15 protein-coding genes are annotated in these 15,587 nt (G+C 74.6%); 6 read left to right on the forward strand and 9 right to left on the reverse strand.

The features are described 5' to 3' along the window. The first annotated feature begins 80 nt into the window (after positions 1-80). Complete coding sequence (locus tag AB0K07_RS07450; RefSeq protein WP_363751758.1) at positions 81-608, forward strand: DUF488 domain-containing protein; 528 nt, start codon at positions 81-83, stop codon at positions 606-608. A gap of 10 nt (positions 609-618) precedes the next feature. Here the strand turns inward: AB0K07_RS07450 and AB0K07_RS07455 are convergent, their stop codons facing one another. The 3 genes from AB0K07_RS07455 to bioB are packed head-to-tail and all read right to left on the reverse strand — an operon-like array spanning position 619 to position 2,325. Further along, complete coding sequence (locus AB0K07_RS07455; RefSeq protein WP_363751759.1) at positions 619-1,125, reverse strand: GNAT family protein; 507 nt, start codon at positions 1,123-1,125, stop codon at positions 619-621. 4 nt (positions 1,126-1,129) lie between these two features. Beyond that, positions 1,130-1,324 carry a hypothetical protein gene (locus AB0K07_RS07460; RefSeq protein ID WP_363751760.1) on the reverse strand — a complete coding sequence of 65 codons (195 nt, stop codon included), beginning with the start codon at positions 1,322-1,324 and terminating at the stop codon, positions 1,130-1,132. A 5-nt stretch (positions 1,325-1,329) separates the two neighbouring features. After that, the gene (bioB, locus tag AB0K07_RS07465; protein WP_109816669.1) at positions 1,330-2,325 is read right to left on the reverse strand and encodes a biotin synthase BioB; all 996 of its coding nucleotides are present in this window, start codon (positions 2,323-2,325) and stop codon (positions 1,330-1,332) included. 217 nt (positions 2,326-2,542) lie between these two features. On the opposite strand from bioB, the gene AB0K07_RS07470 reads away from it, so the two are divergent. The 4 genes from AB0K07_RS07470 (at position 2,543) to AB0K07_RS07485 (ending at position 6,885) form a co-directional block, all read left to right on the forward strand. Next, the gene (locus AB0K07_RS07470) at positions 2,543-3,679 is read left to right on the forward strand and encodes an 8-amino-7-oxononanoate synthase (RefSeq protein WP_363752762.1); all 1,137 of its coding nucleotides are present in this window, start codon (positions 2,543-2,545) and stop codon (positions 3,677-3,679) included. Between the two features lie 135 nt (positions 3,680-3,814). After that, positions 3,815-4,519 carry a dethiobiotin synthase gene (gene bioD / locus AB0K07_RS07475; protein WP_363752764.1) on the forward strand — a complete coding sequence of 235 codons (705 nt, stop codon included), beginning with the start codon at positions 3,815-3,817 and terminating at the stop codon, positions 4,517-4,519. Between the two features lie 54 nt (positions 4,520-4,573). Continuing rightward, complete coding sequence (locus tag AB0K07_RS07480; RefSeq protein WP_363751761.1) at positions 4,574-6,211, forward strand: histidine kinase; 1,638 nt, start codon at positions 4,574-4,576, stop codon at positions 6,209-6,211. Then, on the forward strand, positions 6,208-6,885 hold the full coding sequence (locus AB0K07_RS07485) for a response regulator transcription factor (RefSeq protein WP_363751762.1): 678 nt from the start codon (positions 6,208-6,210) through the stop codon (positions 6,883-6,885). The genes AB0K07_RS07480 and AB0K07_RS07485 overlap by 4 nt, the downstream gene beginning before the upstream one ends. 29 nt (positions 6,886-6,914) lie before the next feature. Here AB0K07_RS07485 and AB0K07_RS07490 read toward each other — a convergent pair whose 3' ends face one another. From AB0K07_RS07490 to AB0K07_RS07510, 5 genes are all read right to left on the reverse strand, one after another. Next, entirely contained in the window at positions 6,915-7,709 is a 795-nt protein-coding gene (locus tag AB0K07_RS07490; protein ID WP_363751763.1) for an ABC transporter permease subunit, read from the reverse strand. After that, positions 7,706-8,638, reverse strand: coding sequence for an ATP-binding cassette domain-containing protein (locus AB0K07_RS07495; RefSeq protein WP_363751764.1), 933 nt, complete (start codon positions 8,636-8,638; stop codon positions 7,706-7,708). Before AB0K07_RS07495 ends, AB0K07_RS07490 begins: the two co-directional genes overlap by 4 nt. A gap of 89 nt (positions 8,639-8,727) precedes the next feature. Beyond that, the gene (locus tag AB0K07_RS07500; protein ID WP_363751765.1) at positions 8,728-9,576 is read right to left on the reverse strand and encodes a polysaccharide deacetylase family protein; all 849 of its coding nucleotides are present in this window, start codon (positions 9,574-9,576) and stop codon (positions 8,728-8,730) included. A gap of 24 nt (positions 9,577-9,600) precedes the next feature. After that, complete coding sequence (locus AB0K07_RS07505) at positions 9,601-10,734, reverse strand: cytochrome P450 (RefSeq protein ID WP_363752766.1); 1,134 nt, start codon at positions 10,732-10,734, stop codon at positions 9,601-9,603. A gap of 66 nt (positions 10,735-10,800) precedes the next feature. Then, positions 10,801-11,469, reverse strand: a complete 669-nt coding sequence (locus tag AB0K07_RS07510) for a 50S ribosomal protein L11 methyltransferase (protein ID WP_363751766.1) — start codon at positions 11,467-11,469, stop codon at positions 10,801-10,803. 201 nt (positions 11,470-11,670) lie between these two features. Here AB0K07_RS07510 and AB0K07_RS07515 point away from each other — a divergent pair, with 201 nt between their 5' ends. After that, positions 11,671-12,495: a hypothetical protein gene (locus AB0K07_RS07515; RefSeq protein WP_363751767.1), complete on the forward strand. Its 825-nt coding sequence runs from the start codon at positions 11,671-11,673 to the stop codon at positions 12,493-12,495. 45 nt (positions 12,496-12,540) lie between these two features. On the opposite strand, the gene AB0K07_RS07520 is transcribed toward AB0K07_RS07515, so the two are convergent. Beyond that, on the reverse strand, positions 12,541-15,471 hold the full coding sequence (locus AB0K07_RS07520) for a M36 family metallopeptidase (protein ID WP_363751768.1): 2,931 nt from the start codon (positions 15,469-15,471) through the stop codon (positions 12,541-12,543). Positions 15,472-15,587: the final 116 nt, after the last annotated feature.

The raw sequence follows: 15,587 nt of genomic DNA on the forward strand, positions 1-15,587 counted from the left end.
TCAATGGGGAACCGTAACTGTCCAACATCTCACGTCGCGGACCGGGGATAAGCCGTCGGGATTCGGGGCAAGCCAGCGTCGTGGGGGAGTTGCTGACCGTCGGGCACGGCACAGCCGACCGGGTGCGGCTGGGCGAGCTGCTGACCGAGGCCGGGGTGGACCTGGTGGTGGACGTGCGGCGGTACCCGGCCAGCCGCACCAACCCGGACGTCCGGCGGGAGGAACTCGAGCGGTGGCTGCCCGGGATCGGGGTCGACTACCGCTGGGAGCCGCGCCTGGGCGGACGCCGGCACATCCCGTCCGGGGAGCCGGAGCCGGACACCTGGTGGACGGTCGCGGCGTTCCGGGCGTACGCCGCGTACACCCGCACGTCGGAGTTCGACGCGGCGCTGGCCGAGGTGCTCGCCGACGCGGCCGGGCGGACCACCGCGGTGATGTGCAGCGAGAGCCTCTGGTGGCGCTGCCACCGCCGGCTGATCGCCGACGTCGCGGTGCTCGGTCGCGGGACGCCGGTGGCGCACCTGATGCCGGACGGTCGGCTCAGCCCGCACCAGCCCGTCGAGGGCGCCCGCCGGCTCCCGGACGGGCACCTGTACTGGGACGGCTGAGCCGGCCCGCTCACTCCACGAGGTCGTCGGCGAGCAGGTCCATCAGCAGGCCGTCGTGCCAGCGGCCGTCCTCGCCGCGCTCGTAGCGGCGCAGCACCCCCACCGGCCGGAAACCGACCTTGGCGTACGCGCGGATGGCGGCGCTGTTCGCCGCCGCCGGGTCGATGGTGAACCGGTGGTGGCCGTGCTCCTCGATGAGGTGCCGGGCCAGGGTGCGGATGGCGTCCACGCCGAGCCCGGCGCCGCGTACCGCCGGGTCGAGGAAGATGTCCAGGCTGGCGTGCCGGTAGTCCGGGTCGGGCTCGGCGTACCACTGGATCGCGCCGATCACCCGGCCGTCGTGCTCGATGGCGTACAGCGCCAGGTCGTCGTCGGCCAGGTCGGCGCGAATGGACTCGGCCAGGTCGTCGCCACCGCGCCACCACCGGCGTACCTCGGGATCGGCCCGGATCGCCGCGAGAGCCGGCACGTCCGCGACCGTCGCCGGTCGCAGGGTCACCGCCCGCCCTCGCAGCATTGGCTCAGCCCCGGATCTCGCCGTGCTCGACACAGACCGCCGACCAGCCGACCGGCAGCACCTGCACCTTCATGCGACGGCGGCAACGGTGGCAGTATCGGGGCGGCTCCAGCTCGCGGGCCGACGCGCAGCCCGGGTGGGCGGTGCCGACCGGCACGGGCTCACCGCACCGGTCGCACCACAGCTCCGTCGTCGTCATGGCCGTCACAGCGTGGCGGAGAGGGCCTTGACCGGCATCTTCAGCTCGTCCAGCAGGTCCAGGTCGGCGGTCGCCGGCCGACCCAGCGTGGTCAGGTAGTTGCCGACGATCACCGCGTTGATGCCGCCGAGCAGACCATCGCGGGTGCCCAGGTCACCGAGGGTGATCTCCCGGCCGCCCGCGTACCGCAGGATGGTGCGCGGCATGGCCAGCCGGAACGCGGCGATGGCCCGCAGCGCGTCCTTGCCCTCCACCACCGGGCGGTCGCCCAGCGGCGTGCCGGGCCGGGGGTTGAGGAAGTTCAGCGGCACCTCGTGCGGGTTGAGCTCGGCGAGCTGCGCGGCGAACTCGGCGCGCTGCTCGACGGTCTCGCCGAGGCCGAGGATGCCGCCGCAGCACACCTCCATGCCGGAGTCGCGGACCATCCGCAGCGTCTCCCAGCGCTCCTCCCAGGAGTGCGTGGTGACCACGTTGGGGAAGTACGACCGGCAGGTCTCCAGGTTGTGGTTGTAGCGGTGCACACCCATGTCGACCAGGTCGTCGACCTGCTCCTGGGAGAGCATGCCCAGCGACGCGGCGACCTGGATGTCGACCTCCGCCTTGATGGCGGCGACGCCCTCGCGCATCTGCTTCATCAGCCGGTCGTCCGGGCCACGCACCGCGGCCACGATGCAGAACTCGGTCGCCCCGGTCTTCGCGGTCTGCTTCGCGGCCTCGACCAGGGACGGGATGTCCAGCCAGACCGAGCGCACCGGGGAGGTGAACAGGCCGGACTGGGAGCAGAAGTGGCAGTCCTCCGGGCAGCCGCCCGTCTTCAGCGAGACGATGCCCTCGACCTCGACCTCCGGGCCACACCACCGCATCCGCACGTCGTGGGCGAGCTGGAGTGCGGCGGGCAGGTGCTCGTCGGGCAGGTTCAGCACGGCGAGGACGCCGGCCTCGTCGAGGCCGACGCCGTCACCCAGGACCTGCGTCCGGGCCTGGTCGAGGATCTCTGGCATGGCTCGTACCCTACAAGGCTCCCCGGTCAGCCGGAACGGCCCGCCGGCCGGTCGATCCCGGTGTGAGCAGCGCTCACTGGCCGGATGACCGTGCCGGTTCGGCGGCGGCGACGAGCAGCGCGGCGGCCAGTGGATTCGTCGGGCCGGTGGTGGCGGGTGGTAATTTCGCCCGGCGGGTGTCGGCGTGACCGGCGCGGACGGTGGCGAAGGGGTGACGGTGGCGGACTGGCTGGCGGCGCTCGACCGCCGTGCGGAGTTGCGGGCGAAGGCCGGGCTGACCCGGCGGCTGCACCCGCGTCCGGCCGCGGACGGGATGACCGACCTGGCCGGCAACGACTACCTCGGCCTGGCCACCCACCCGGAGGTCACCGGCGCGGCCGCGGCGGCGCTGTCGGCGTACGGGCTGGGGGCGACCGGGTCGCGCCTGGTCCGTGGCTCCACGGACGCGCACCAGGCGCTGGAGGACGAGCTGGCCCAGTGGCTGGGCACCGACCGGTCCCTCGTCTTCTCCTCCGGCTACCTGGCCAACCTCGGCGCGTTGCGTGCCCTCGTCCAGCCCCGCACGCTGCTCGTCTCGGACGCGCACAACCACGCGTCCCTGATCGACGGCTGCCGGATCTCCGGCGCGGAGACCGTGGTCACCGCGCACGCCGACGTGACGGCCGTCGCCGCCGCTCTCGCGGTGGCCCCGGGTCGCCCGGCCGTGGTGGTCACCGAGTCGGTCTTCTCGGTCGACGGCGATCTCGCCCCGCTGGCCCAGCTGCACGCCGTGGCCCGCCGCTACGGCGCGCTGCTGCTGGTCGACGACGCGCACGCGCTCGGCGTGACCGGTCCGGCCGGCGCCGGCGCGGTCGCCGCCGCGGGGCTCACCGGCGAACCGGACGTGGTGGTCACGGCGACCCTGTCCAAGGCGCTCGGTGGCGCGGGCGGGGTGGTCGCCGGCCCCGCCGAGTTCGTCCGGCACCTGGTCGAGACGGGTCGTACGTTCATCTTCGACACCGCGCTGCCGCCGGCGGTCGCCGCCGGCGTGCACGCCGCGCTGCGGCTGGCCCGGGCCGGTGACGATCTGCGTGCCGAGCTGGCCGAGCGGGTGGCGCTGGCCGTCGAGCGGCTGCGTGCGGCCGGCCTGACCGTGTCCGCGCCGGACGCGGCCGTGATCTCGGTGACCGCCCCCGGGCCGGAGGCGGCGACCGCCTGGGCCGCCGACTGCCGGGACCGGGGCGTCGCGGTGGGCTGCTTCCGGCCGCCCTCCACTCCGGACAGCCGCTCCCGGCTGCGGCTCACGGTCAGCGCGGGGGTGCCCCGGGCGGCATTCGAGCGTGCCCTGGACGTCATCGTCGAGGTTGCCCCGTGAGCGCGAGGAGTGAGCCGGTGTTGCGAGCCCCGCAGTCGCCAACAGAGGTTGGCCCGTGAGCGCGAGGAGTGAGCCGGTGTTGCGAGCCCCGCAGTCGCGAACAGAGGTTGGCCCGTGAGCGGGTGGCAGGGGGCGGTGCTGGTCACCGGTACCGACACCGAGGTCGGCAAGACCGTGGTGACCGCGGCGATCGCCGCCGCCGCGCAGGCGGCGGGCCTGCGCGTGGCGGTGGTCAAACCGGGCCAGACCGGTACGGCCAGCGGTGAGCCGGGCGATGTGGACGCGGTCAACCGGCTGGCGGCCCCGCTCACCGGCCGCACCCTGGCGAGCTATCCGGACCCGCTCGCCCCGCTGGCCGCCGCCCGGGTTGCCGAGTTGCCGCCGCTGGAGCTGTACACCGCCGTGGACGCCGTCCGCGACGAGACCGACAAGCATGACCTGGTGCTGGTCGAGGGTGCCGGCGGGCTGCTGGTGCCGATGGGGCTGCGCCCGTCCGGCGAGCCGTGGACGATGGCGGATCTGGCGGTGTCGCTCGGCGCGCCCGCCGTGGTGGTCGCCCGCGCCGGGCTGGGCACCCTCAACCACACCGCGCTGACGCTGGAGGCGCTGGACCGCCGGGCGGTGCCGGCCGGCGTGGTGATCGGCGCCTGGCCGAGCACGCCGGAGTTGGTGCACTGGACCAACCTCACCGATCTGGTGCCGAACCTGCTCGGCGCGGTGCCCGCCGGCGCCGGCGCGATGGACCCGGGCGTGTTCCGGCGCTCCGCGCCGGGCTGGCTCACCCCGTCGCTGCACGGGGTGCTCGACGACTGGCGGACCTGGGCCGAGGAGAGCAGCTGAACACCTGACTTTCGTCGGTGTCCGCGCAGGTCGGGCGTGGGTAGCCTGGCCGCCGTGAGGATCGCGGGGTGGCCGTCGGCGGTGGCGCGGCGGCAGGGTCTGCCGGATGTGCTGCTCTGGGCGGTGCTCGCCGCCCCGATCGCGTACGCCGGGCTGACCCCGCCGCACTCGGGCCACGACCTGGCGTTGCTGGTCGGCGGGCTGACGGTGCTGACCGTGGCGGTGGCACTGGCACGGCGTCGGCCGCTGGTCGGCCTGCTGCTGGTGGTGCTCGGGTCGCTGGTGGACGGCAATTTCGTGTTCGCCATCCCGGTGTTCAGTTATCTGACCGGGCGGCGCAGCGCCATCGCCGCCCCGGCGGCTGTGCTGTTCGGAGTTATCGCGGTCGGTGGCACGGTGCTGAACCTGGGGTTGCTCGGCACCGGGGCGGGCACCTGGTTCCTGTTGGCCTCGGTGCTGCTGTTCGCCGGGGTCTTCCCGTGGCTGGTCGGCCGGTACCGCCGGCAGCAGCAGGAGCTGGCCGACGCGGGCCGCCGGCACGCCGACGCGCGGGCCCGCGAGCAGCGTGGCGCCGCCGAGCGGATCCGGTTGCGCGAGCGCGCCCGGATCGCCGAGGAGATGCACGACTCGCTCGGCCACGACCTCAGCCTGATCGCGCTGCGCGCCGCCGCGCTGGAACTCGCCGACGACCTCGACCCCCGGCACCGGGGGGCGGTGGGGGAGCTGCGGGCCAGCGTCGCCGCTGCCACCGAGCGCCTGCACGGCATCATCGGTGTCCTCCGGGAGGAGGGCGGCCGGGCGGGGCTCCGACCGGCCGGCGAGACCGTCGCCGATCTGGTGGACGGGGCTCGGGAGGCCGGGATGGCGGTCCGGTTGGACGCTCCACCCGGCGTCGTGGAGCTGCCCGGGATGACCGGGGCGGCCGCGCACGGGGTGGTCCGGGAGGCGCTCACCAACGCCGCCCGGTACGCCCCGGGCGCCCCGGTCCGCGTCACTCTCTCCCCCTTCGCGGACGGGATCGAGGTAGGGGTGCGGAACGGGCCACCACCGGCTGGACCGCTGCCCAGCCCGCCGTCCTCCGGGAGTGGTCTGCTCGCCCTCGCCGAGCGCGTCCGGCTGGCCGGCGGTGTCCTGGACGCCGGTCCGGGCCCGGACGGTGGCTTCGCGGTACGGGCACGCCTGCCGCTGCCCGCCGCCAGCGTCCTCGCCGACCCGGCCGGTGGCGTACCCGCCGATCTCGCGGCCGGCGTACCCGCCGATCTGTCCGCGGGCGTAACCGCCGGGCGGTGGTCGGCGGCGCTCGCCGAGCCCGGCGGCGGTTCGGTCGACGGCGAGGTGGAGCGGCCGGTCGACGCCGAGCGGCGGCTGCGCGAGGCCCGCCGCCGGGTACGGCGCAGCCTGTTGACCGCGCTCGCCGCCCCGGCCGGGCTGGCGCTGGCCCTGTCACTCGTCTACCACTCGTTCGCCACGGCGGGCACGGTGCTGGACGAGTCGACGTTCGACCGGATGCGGCCCGGCACCGCCCGCACCGACCTGGTCGGGTTGCCCCGCCGGCAGCTCACCCCGCCGAGCGGCGCCGGGGTGGCGGGTTGCGAGTACTACACCGACGGCAACTTCCCGCTTGCCGCGCCGACCTGGCGGCTCTGCTTCACCGACGGCCGGCTGGCCAGCAAGGAGCGAATCCCGCAGTGAACAGCGACACGGCCGTAGCCACCCCGGTCCGGGTGGTCCTCGCCGACGACGAGGCGATGATCCGGGCCGGCGTCCGCGCCATCCTCGCCGCCGATCCGACCATCGAGGTGGTCGCCGAGGCCGGAGACGGGCGGGCGGCGGTGGAGCTGGTCCGCGCGCACCGGCCCCGCGTGGCGCTGCTGGACATCCGGATGCCGCGGCTGGACGGGCTGGCCGCCGCCGCCGAGATCCGTCGGGTGGTGCCGGAGACGGCGACGCTCATGCTGACCACCTTCGGCGAGGACGACCACGTGGCCCGGGCGCTCGGGCACGGCGCCAGCGGGTTCCTGCTCAAGGCCGGCGACCCCCGCGAGCTGATCGCCGGGGTGCACGCGGTCGCCGAGGGCGGGGCGTACCTGTCGCCGCGGGTGGCCCGCCGGGTGATCGAGCTGGGCGCCGGGCGGCTGGCCCGCCGGCCCGCCGCTCGGGACCGGACGGCCGGGCTGACCGAGCGGGAACGGGAGGTGCTGGCCCTGGTCGGGGCGGGGCTGTCCAACGCGGAGATCGCCCGCCGGCTGCACCTGGTGGAGGGCACCGTGAAGGGTTACGTGACCAGCATCTTCACCCGGCTGGACGTCCGCAACCGGGTGCAGGCGGCGATCCTGGCGTACGAGGCGGGGCTGGTCGACGGCTGAGCGGGGGCCCGCGAGCCCCCGCTCAGTCCTCAGGCGTCGCGGCGGTGCAGCGCGGCCCGTCCCAGCAGCAGCGCCGCGCCGGCCCACCCGGCGAGCAGCAGCAGCCCGACCGCGCCCGGGTACGGCTCGGTGTCGCCGGCCAGGAAGTGCGCTCCGGCCACACCGGGGAAGATGTCGGCGATCCGGTTCAGCACGGCGATGTCCGGCTCCTGAAGCGACAGGGGCACGATCATCAGGGTGGCGAAGAGCACGGTGAGGGTGAGCACCGCGCTGCGCAGCGCCGCACCGAGGCCCAGCGCGAACACGCCGACCAGCGCGAGGTAGGTCGCCACCGCCACGACGTCGCCGATCGTGCCGGCGGCGGGCGTACGGCCCCACTCGCCGAGCACCGGCCGGGCGACCAGCGCGCCGACGCCGCCGAGCAGCAGCCCGAGGGCGAAGGTGACCGCGCCGGCGACCGTGGCCTTGGCCAGCAGCACCCGACCGCGGGAGGGGGTGCACTGCAGGGTGGTCCGGATGGTGCCGCTGGTGAACTCGGCGGTGATCGCCAGGAGGCCCAGCGCCAGCACCGCGTACTGGGTCAGCTCCATCGAGTCGATCACCACGCTGCCGGCGGTGACGATCCCCCGGTCGTCGGCCGGGTCGTCGTTGGTGTTGGCGTTGGCGGCGTAGATGGCGAGCTGCCCGGCGCTCGCGGCCATCAGCAGCAGCCCGGCCAGCGCCGTCCACCAGGTGGTCCGCACCGAGAACAGCTTGGTCCACTCGGCGGCCACCGCGCCGCGGAAGGGGGCGGGACGGGTGTCCGGCATGGTGTGGGTGCTCATCGTGCCCCGCTTCCGGTCGGGCCGCCGGCGTACTCGACGCTGCCGGCGGTCAGCTCCATGAACGCCTGCTCCAGCGACGCGCCGTGCGGGCTCAGCTCGTGCAACCGCACGCCCAGCTCGTACGCCAGGTCGCCGATCCGGTCCACGGTGGTCCCGGTGACGGTCAGCTCGTCGAGGCCGGCCGGTTCGACGGTGGCGCCGGCGGCGGTGAGGCGTGCGGCGAGGGTGGCCAGCCCGTCCGGGTGCGGACTGCGGACCCGGACGGCGACGGCGCTGCCGGCGATCACGTCGTCGATCGCCGCGTCGGCGAGCAGCCGTCCCCGGCCGATCACCACGAGCTGGTCGGCGGTGAGCTGCATCTCGCTCATCAGGTGGCTGGAGACGAAGACGGTCCGCCCCTGGTCGGCGAGCGAGCGCATCAGCTGTCGTACCCAGCGCACCCCGTCCGGGTCGAGGCCGTTCACCGGCTCGTCGAACATCAGCACCGGCGGGTCACCGAGCAGCGCGCCGGCGATGCCGAGCCGCTGGCCCATGCCGAGGGAGAGGGTCCGCCCCGGCTTGGCGGCGGCACGCCCGTCCAGACCGACGGTGTCGAGCACCTCGTCCACCCGGCGGTCCGGGATGCCGTTGCTGCGGGCCATGGCCAGCAGGTGCGCCCGACCGGACCGGGCGGGGTGGACGGCCCGGGCGTCGAGCAGCGCGCCCACCTCGTGCAGCGGCCGTCGCAGCTCCCGGTACGCCCGGCCGCCGATCAACGCCTGCCCGGCGGTGGGGCGGTCCAGGCCGAGGACCATCCGCATGGTCGTGGACTTGCCGGCGCCGTTCGGGCCGAGGAAGCCGGTGACCCGGCCGGGCGCGACGTCGACGGTCAGGGCGTCGACCGCGATGGCCGCCCCGAACCGTTTCGTCAACCCACGTAATGTGATCATGCGCTGACGCTAGGCGCGGGGACCGCTGTCCCGCCGCACCCGAACGGCACCACCCGACCCTGACCTTCGTCAGGCCGAGGGCCGGTTGGTCACCGTACGTAATCCTCCAGAAGTGCCGGTGTGAGCCCGGCCCGGTGGATCGCCTTCAGCGCCGCGAGGAGGTCGTCCATGAGCGCCGGCCGGAAGTGCATGAGCAGTACGTCACCGGGCCGTACCACCTTCTCGGGGGTCTGGTAACGAACCTTCCCCTCGTGGACCGTCTCGGTCCAGTGGATGACCGCCTTCGCGCCGCAGTCGTGTGCGGCCTGCAACGTGGTGGAGTCATGTTCACCGAACGGTGGGCGGAACAGCGTCGGCCGCTTGCCGAACAGCGCCTCCAGCCTGTCCGCCGCACCGCAGATCTCCTGCTTCTGGTAGCTGTACGACCGGCCGGCCAGTGAGGTGTGGTTGATGGTGTGGTTCTCGACGACCCCGCCCGCCACCTCGATCTGCCGGAAGTAGACGTCGTGCTCCTGGGCCGCCGGTGAGTTCAGGAACATCGTGACCGGGATGCGGGCCCGCCAGACGAATTCGGCCACCGCGGGCGGGCGGGCCAGACCACCGTCGTCGATGGTGATGAAGGCGACCTTCTGGTCGGTCGGCAGGCGGTGCCAGAACGCGGCCGTACCGGTCGCGGGCAACAGCACCGGTTGCGGTGGTGGCGCCTCGGGAAAGGTCGGCACCTGCGACACGTACCACTCCAAGCTCCCGGGCGCGGGCTTCGCCGTCGGGGACGGCGAGGCCGACGGTGTCGGGGGCGGGGTGGACGGGATCGGCTGGCCCGCGGCGATCTGCCGGGCGTGGGCCGTGTGGCCGGCGCTGGCTGCGCAGGCACTCAGCGCCAGCAGGGCCAGAAGCGCGACGACGACACGGATCCGACGAGCAGGGGTGGCTGACACGCCCGGAAACTTACCGAGGTGATGTCAGGATCCGGTCAGGCGGTGTGCTCCCGAAGAGCGTTGGACGACGAAGGCGTCCGGCATCCGGAAGGTGAGATTGTCCGGGCACCACGGCGGGCGGACCACGGTCGCCCCGTCGAGCAGCGGCGCGGCCTCGGCCACCACCACGGCCGCCTCCATCCGGGCCAGCACGTCGCCGACGCAGCGGTGTGCGCCCGCCCCGAACGCCAGGTGCCGGCGCGATCCCCGCTGGCCCGGGCGGAACTCGTCCGGCGCTTCGACGACCGCCGGGTCCCGGCCGGCGCGGGCCAGCCAGAGTACGAGGCTGGTGCCCGCCGGCACCGTGGTCCCGCCCAGCGTGCTGGCCGCCGCCGCGACCCGCCGCCAGGTGACGATCGGCGGTTCCAGCCGCAGTCCCTCCTCCACCACGTCGGCCACCGCGATCTCGCCGGCGCGGAGCCCGGCCCGCACCGCGGGCTCGCCGGCCAGCCGGTGCAGCAGCAGGGTGAGGAACTGCGAGGTCGTCTCCTGCCCGGCGACGAGCAGGAAGAAGAGCGCCGCGACCACCACGTCCGGCGGGTGCCCGGCCGCACGCAGCTCGGCGGCCAGCCCGCCGCCGGTGGCCGCGAAGGCACGCAGCACCCCGTGGAACCGGCCCACCTCGGTGGCGAGCGCCACCTGTCGGTCGGCGTCCAGCGGGGCCCAGAACAGCTCCAGCGCGGCGCGGGCGAACTCCTTGACCGCCTCGACCGGTGCGTCCGGCAGCTCGACCAGTCGGGCCAGCACCAGCAGTGGCAGGTCGGCGGCGAGTTCGGCGTAGAGGTCGACCGGTGCGCCGGCGTCGAGCGTGGCAGCCAGCCGGGTGACCCGGTCGCGGACCAGCGCGGTGAGCCAGGGGCGCTGTGCCGCGACCCGGGTGGGGTGCAGCGCGTCGGCGACGATCGACCGGATGGCCGGATGGCGGGCACCGGAGTTGTTGGCGAGGGTCGGCGGCAGCCGGAACCGGTGCCCGGCCAGCACCCGCAGAGCCGTCACCGGCATCGGGGTCACCGCGTCGAGCGCGTTGTCCGGCCGGTAGGTGACCGGGTCGGCGAGGACCTGGCGGACCAGCGCGTGTCGGGTGACGACCAGATGGCGTACGCCGACGTGGTCGGTCACCGTGGCGACGTCCGGCCAGGGTGCCTCGACCGCGGACCCCCAGCTCCGGAACAGCACGCCGACACGCTAGCCGGCGGCCCCCGGCAGCCCGGCCCGCAACCGCCAGACGGTGGTGCGCTTCACCCGGACGCTCTCCAGCGCCTCCGGTACCGGTACGTCGTAGTGGGCCAGCTCGTCGAAGCGGTCCCGGGGCAGGAACGCGCGGCCAGGGTCCCCGACCAGCACCAGGGCGCCGGCCCGGGTGGCGCGCAGCAGGAACCGCAGCATCCGGCGGGCCATCGCCTCGCTGTAGAAGGCGTCCCCGGCGAGCACCACCTCGGCGTCCCCGGCGTCGCCGTCGAGGATGTCGGCGAACTCGGCGTCGACGCGTACCCCGTTGGCCTCGGCATTGAGCCCGACGGCCGCGACGGCCAGTTCGTCGACCTCGACGGCCCGCACCGACGCCGCTCCGGCGCGGGCGGCGGCGATGGCCACCAGCCCGGAGCCGGAGGCGAGGTCGAGCACCCGGCGGCCGGCGACCAGCTCCGGATGGTCGGTCACGTGGCGGGCGAGCGCCTGGCCGCCGGCCCAGGCGAAGGCCCAGAACGGCGGCGGCCGGTCGCTGCTGAACTCACCTTCGGTCAGCTCCCAGAGCCCGATCGGCTCGTCCGCCTGGTGCAGCCGCACCTCGGGGACGAAGGCGACCGGGGCGAGCCGGGCGTTGAGCCGGACGAAGGTGGTGGAGAGTTCGGACACCGGGGGATTGTCTCCCACGCGGGATCGCCGGCGACGGACGGAGGCGGGAAGAACCGACGTCCGAAGGTCCGGCTTGGTGAGGGGTTCACCACTCTCGGTGAAATCACCCCCCGTCCTTGACGGCCGATGCGAAGACACCCGTCTGGTTCGCCCACCCGCGTGCTCCTAGCGTTTCCCGGAGGGCCGAGGAGAAGCGAGGCGGTGGTGGTCGTGTGGCGGTACGCGCTGAGGCTCGGGGTGGTGCTGGCCTGTCTGAGCGGCGTGGAGGTGGTCCTCGCCGCTCCGGCGCAGGCGGCGTTCGCCACCGAGCTGAGTGGGCTGCCGGCCCGGTTCAGCGCCGGCGACCAGGTGCGCACGGTCTCCGCGGTGGTCTCCCGGACGGACCGGCGCGGTGGATGCGTGAAGGTGCGCTGGTCGATGGTGCTCAGCGTGCAGGGCATCCGACTCGACCAGGTGAAGATGGACCGGGTGGAGGAGAGCGGCGACTTCCCGCTGGACATCCAGACCGAGGGCGACGTGGCCCGGTTGACGGACCGGCAGCTCGACCCGGGCACGCTCTGCCCGGGCCGCACGGTCACCGCCCGCTACCGGGTGGCCTTCGCCGAGGACGTCACGGATGGGCGGGTCACCCTCGCCGCGGAGGCGTACGACGCGAACCTGCGACTGCTCGCCCGGCAGACGGCCACCCGCTCGGTGGTGGGAGCGGGCGGCACCCCGAGCGCGTCGCCGGAGCCCACCGCCACACCGGCGGAGCCCAGCGCCCCGGCCGCGGAGCAGAGCGGTCCGGCGGAGGAGCCGGCCGTCGACCAACCGGTCGACGCCGCGCCGCCGGAGGCCGGTGCCGGCCGTCCGGTCGCGCAGTCCAGCGGTTTCGGCGTGGTGCAGGCCGCGTTCCTGCTCGGCGGGTTGCTGCTCTTCCTGGGGGCGGGGCTGCTGCTGCGGCTGCGCCACCTGACCCGGGCGGCGGCCGCCGAGGCCGACGACCCACCGGTGGACCGGCGCTGGGAGCGACCGGCCTGGCGCTGATCGGGGGCCGTCGGGGCCGGCGACGGTGCGCCGGCCCCGACGGTGTCACTTCGAGAACGCCTGGAACTCGGCGATCCTGATCTGGTCCCGGGCCGGGCTGGCGGTCGCGCAGTCCGTCGTCGTGGCCGGGTCGTCGTCCTGCTCACCGGCGTAGTGCGGGCCGCCGGTGCACTGGCTGGCCAGCACCTCCAGTCGCAGGTGGGTGGCGAGGGTGGTGGGCACCGCGAACGTCCGGAGGTTGATGTCCCGGCTGTACGCCCGGTACGCCCCGCCGGGGAACGCGTCGCCCGCACTGGTGTAGATCCGCTGCCAGCGCGCCGGATCCGCGCAGTCGGTGGTCTTCGCGTTGCAGGCGGACACCGCGAACGAACGCAGCGCGCTGAGCGCGTTCTGACTGCCGGTGTCGGCGTCACCGACGATCGCGGGGCGCAGCATGGCGCTGACGTTGACCCGCTTGACCACCTGCGGGGCGTCCCCGGGCAGCGCCACGGTGAGCTGCCGGCCAGCCACCCCGTCGAGCGAGGCCCAGTTCGTGGCCTCGGTGTCGTCCGCGACCCGGTCCAGGTTGACCCCGTCGCCGCTGATCGTGGCGCCGGACGCGGTGGACGCGAGGTTGCGGCTCATCCGCAGGTCCACGTACCCGTCGTGACCGGCCTTCGCGACCACGCTGAGCCGCTGGTGCCCGAAGCCGGGTGCCACGGCGAGCAGGTCGTACGTGCCGGCCACCAGCTCCACGGTGTCCGGCAGCGGCGTCGCCGGGTCGGTGTCCGCCACCGGCACCGCCCGCGCCTCGTACTGCCCGACGTACACGCGGATCGGCGCGTCGGCGCTGTCCCCGCGCGGCCGCAGGGTGAGCGTCGCGTTGCCGCTACGCGGCGAGGCGAAGCTCGGCGTGGGGTCGGTGTCGGCGGCGCCGTTGGTGACGGCGTCCCGGCCCATCCCGGAGCGGGCGAACTCGGCCCAGATCAGGTCCTGGTTGGCGCCGCCGAAGCGGAGCAGGTCGGCGGTGAGCATGTTGTCCCGCATGTCGAGCATGCTGACCTGGCTGGCGGCCTGGAGCAGGAACGAGTCGAAGACCAGCTGCGACCAGCGCCGGTTGCCCGGGCACTTGTCCGCGGCGACCTTCCCCTGCGCGCACTCCAGCTGCCGCTGCGGGGTGCCGAGGCCGTACCGCTTCACCAGGGCCGACCGGACCCGGAAGTTGGTGGCGCCCCAGATCTCCCCGTCGGCGTGCACGGCGGGGCCACCGGTGTTGTAGCCGATGTCGGAGTAGTTGAGCGGGCTGCGGCTGAGGTCGTAGTTGCGGATGCCGCTGACCAGGTTGCCGGTGACGTAGCCGCCGGTGACGAAGGGCGACTCGCCGGGGGCGCGCAGCCCGTTCTGGAAGAGGTACTCGGCGGCGAGCAGGTCACCCCACGACTCACCCATCGCCCCGCCCTGGTGGCCGCCGATCCCGCTGTCCGGGCCGGCGATCATCCGGTTGGTGATCGCGTGGGTGTACTCGTGGCCGATCACCGTCATGTCGTAGTCGCCGTCCACACAGGGCGGGTACGGGCCGCCGGCCTGCGGCTGCCACAGGTACATGTTGGTGGTCGGCGGCAGCCCGTCGCGCGGGGTGCCCTGGTTGGCGTTGTTGCGGTTGCCGGTCAGCGCGCCCTGCTGGGCGCGGCCCTGCTCGGCGTCACCGCCCAGCCCGGCCGGGGTGAGGTTGACCGCCTGGAGGTTCCACGCCGACTCGGTGAAGCCCAGCTGGTAGGACCAGTCGTGCATCCGGTTGTGCATGGCGAAGAGGTTGGCGATCGACGCGTCGGCGTCGTTGCGCTGCGCGGAGGTGAACACCGCCGGGTTGCACTTCGCCTGGTGCCACTGGTCGGTGAACGGGTACTCGTAGCGGCGTTCCGGGCTGGGGGTGGCCGGCACGACCGGGGTGCCGGCGCCCCAGGAGAGCACCGTGTTGGCCGAGTTGCCGCGCGAGGTGAAGGTGGGCGTGCCGGTGGCCGCGTCGACGTCCCACGGCTGGCCGGTGGCCGGGTCGCGGAAGGCGGCCTGGCAGCCGGGTGCGGGGTCGCCGCACCAGCGCACCCGAGGGTCCTGCCCGGGGCCGAGGTCGCGCGGTGGGGTGGCCGGGAAGACCGCCCAGCTCGGGTTGTCGGAGTCGAAGTCGACCAGGTCCTCGCGGACCAGCACCTGCCCGGTGATGCCGTCCACGTAGGTGGTGAAGGCGGCCGGGTGGTCGGTGTCGGCACCGATGAGGGTCACCTCGTACGCGGCTCGGGGCCCGTCCAGCGGGGTCGGCACGGCGACCGCCCGGACGGTGTGGCTGGCCACCGCGCTGGCGTCCAGCTTGGCGTCGGCGAGCGCGGCGGCGTACGCCTGCTCGGAGGTCCGGGTGGCCGGCGCGGGTGCGGCGGTGTCGCGGGCCAGCGAGGAGCTGACCGACAGCACCGTGCCCCCGGTGACCGCGATGGTGACCAGGCCGTCCGGCCCGGCCGGCAGGTCGCCGAAGCGCTGCCGCAGGGTGACCACGGCGCCGCTGCCGATCGGCCGGACCAGCACCCGCTCCAGGTCGGCCACCGCGGCGGCGTCCATCCCGAACAGGTCCCGGTTGGCGGACAGGTAGGCGCGGGCGGCGGCCTCCGGGTCGGTGGGCAGCCCGGTGGCGAGTGGGGCGCGGCCGGGGCCGAGGGCGTGCGGGGTGCCGAGCCGGTTCCATCGCACGTCGGGGTCGGCGGCGCGGGCCAACCCGCGTTGGCGGGCGTCCGGCGCCGCCGTACCGACGCGGTTGTCGACGTCGGCGTGCTGGTGCCCTTCGGCGAACGGCCCGGACCGGCGCTCGGCGGACGGTGCGCCGCCGGTGGGGGCGGCGGTGCTCACGCCGGTGGGAAGCAGCGCGGCGATCGTCGCCGTCGACGCCAGGACGGCGATGAGCCGGCGTCGACGCCGGCTCATCGGGGGTGACCACTCGGGTTGTGGCACGGGACCTCCTCGTGGGAGCGGATGGCCGGCGGCCGCCGGCCGGCGATGCGCGGTAACGCATGCGCATCTGTGGATATCAGCCGGTCGGAATGGCGGCAAGGTCCGGGCACGTCGAC

This window comes from Micromonospora sp. NPDC049301, assembly GCF_040678715.1.
Lineage (GTDB): Bacteria > Actinomycetota > Actinomycetes > Mycobacteriales > Micromonosporaceae > Micromonospora.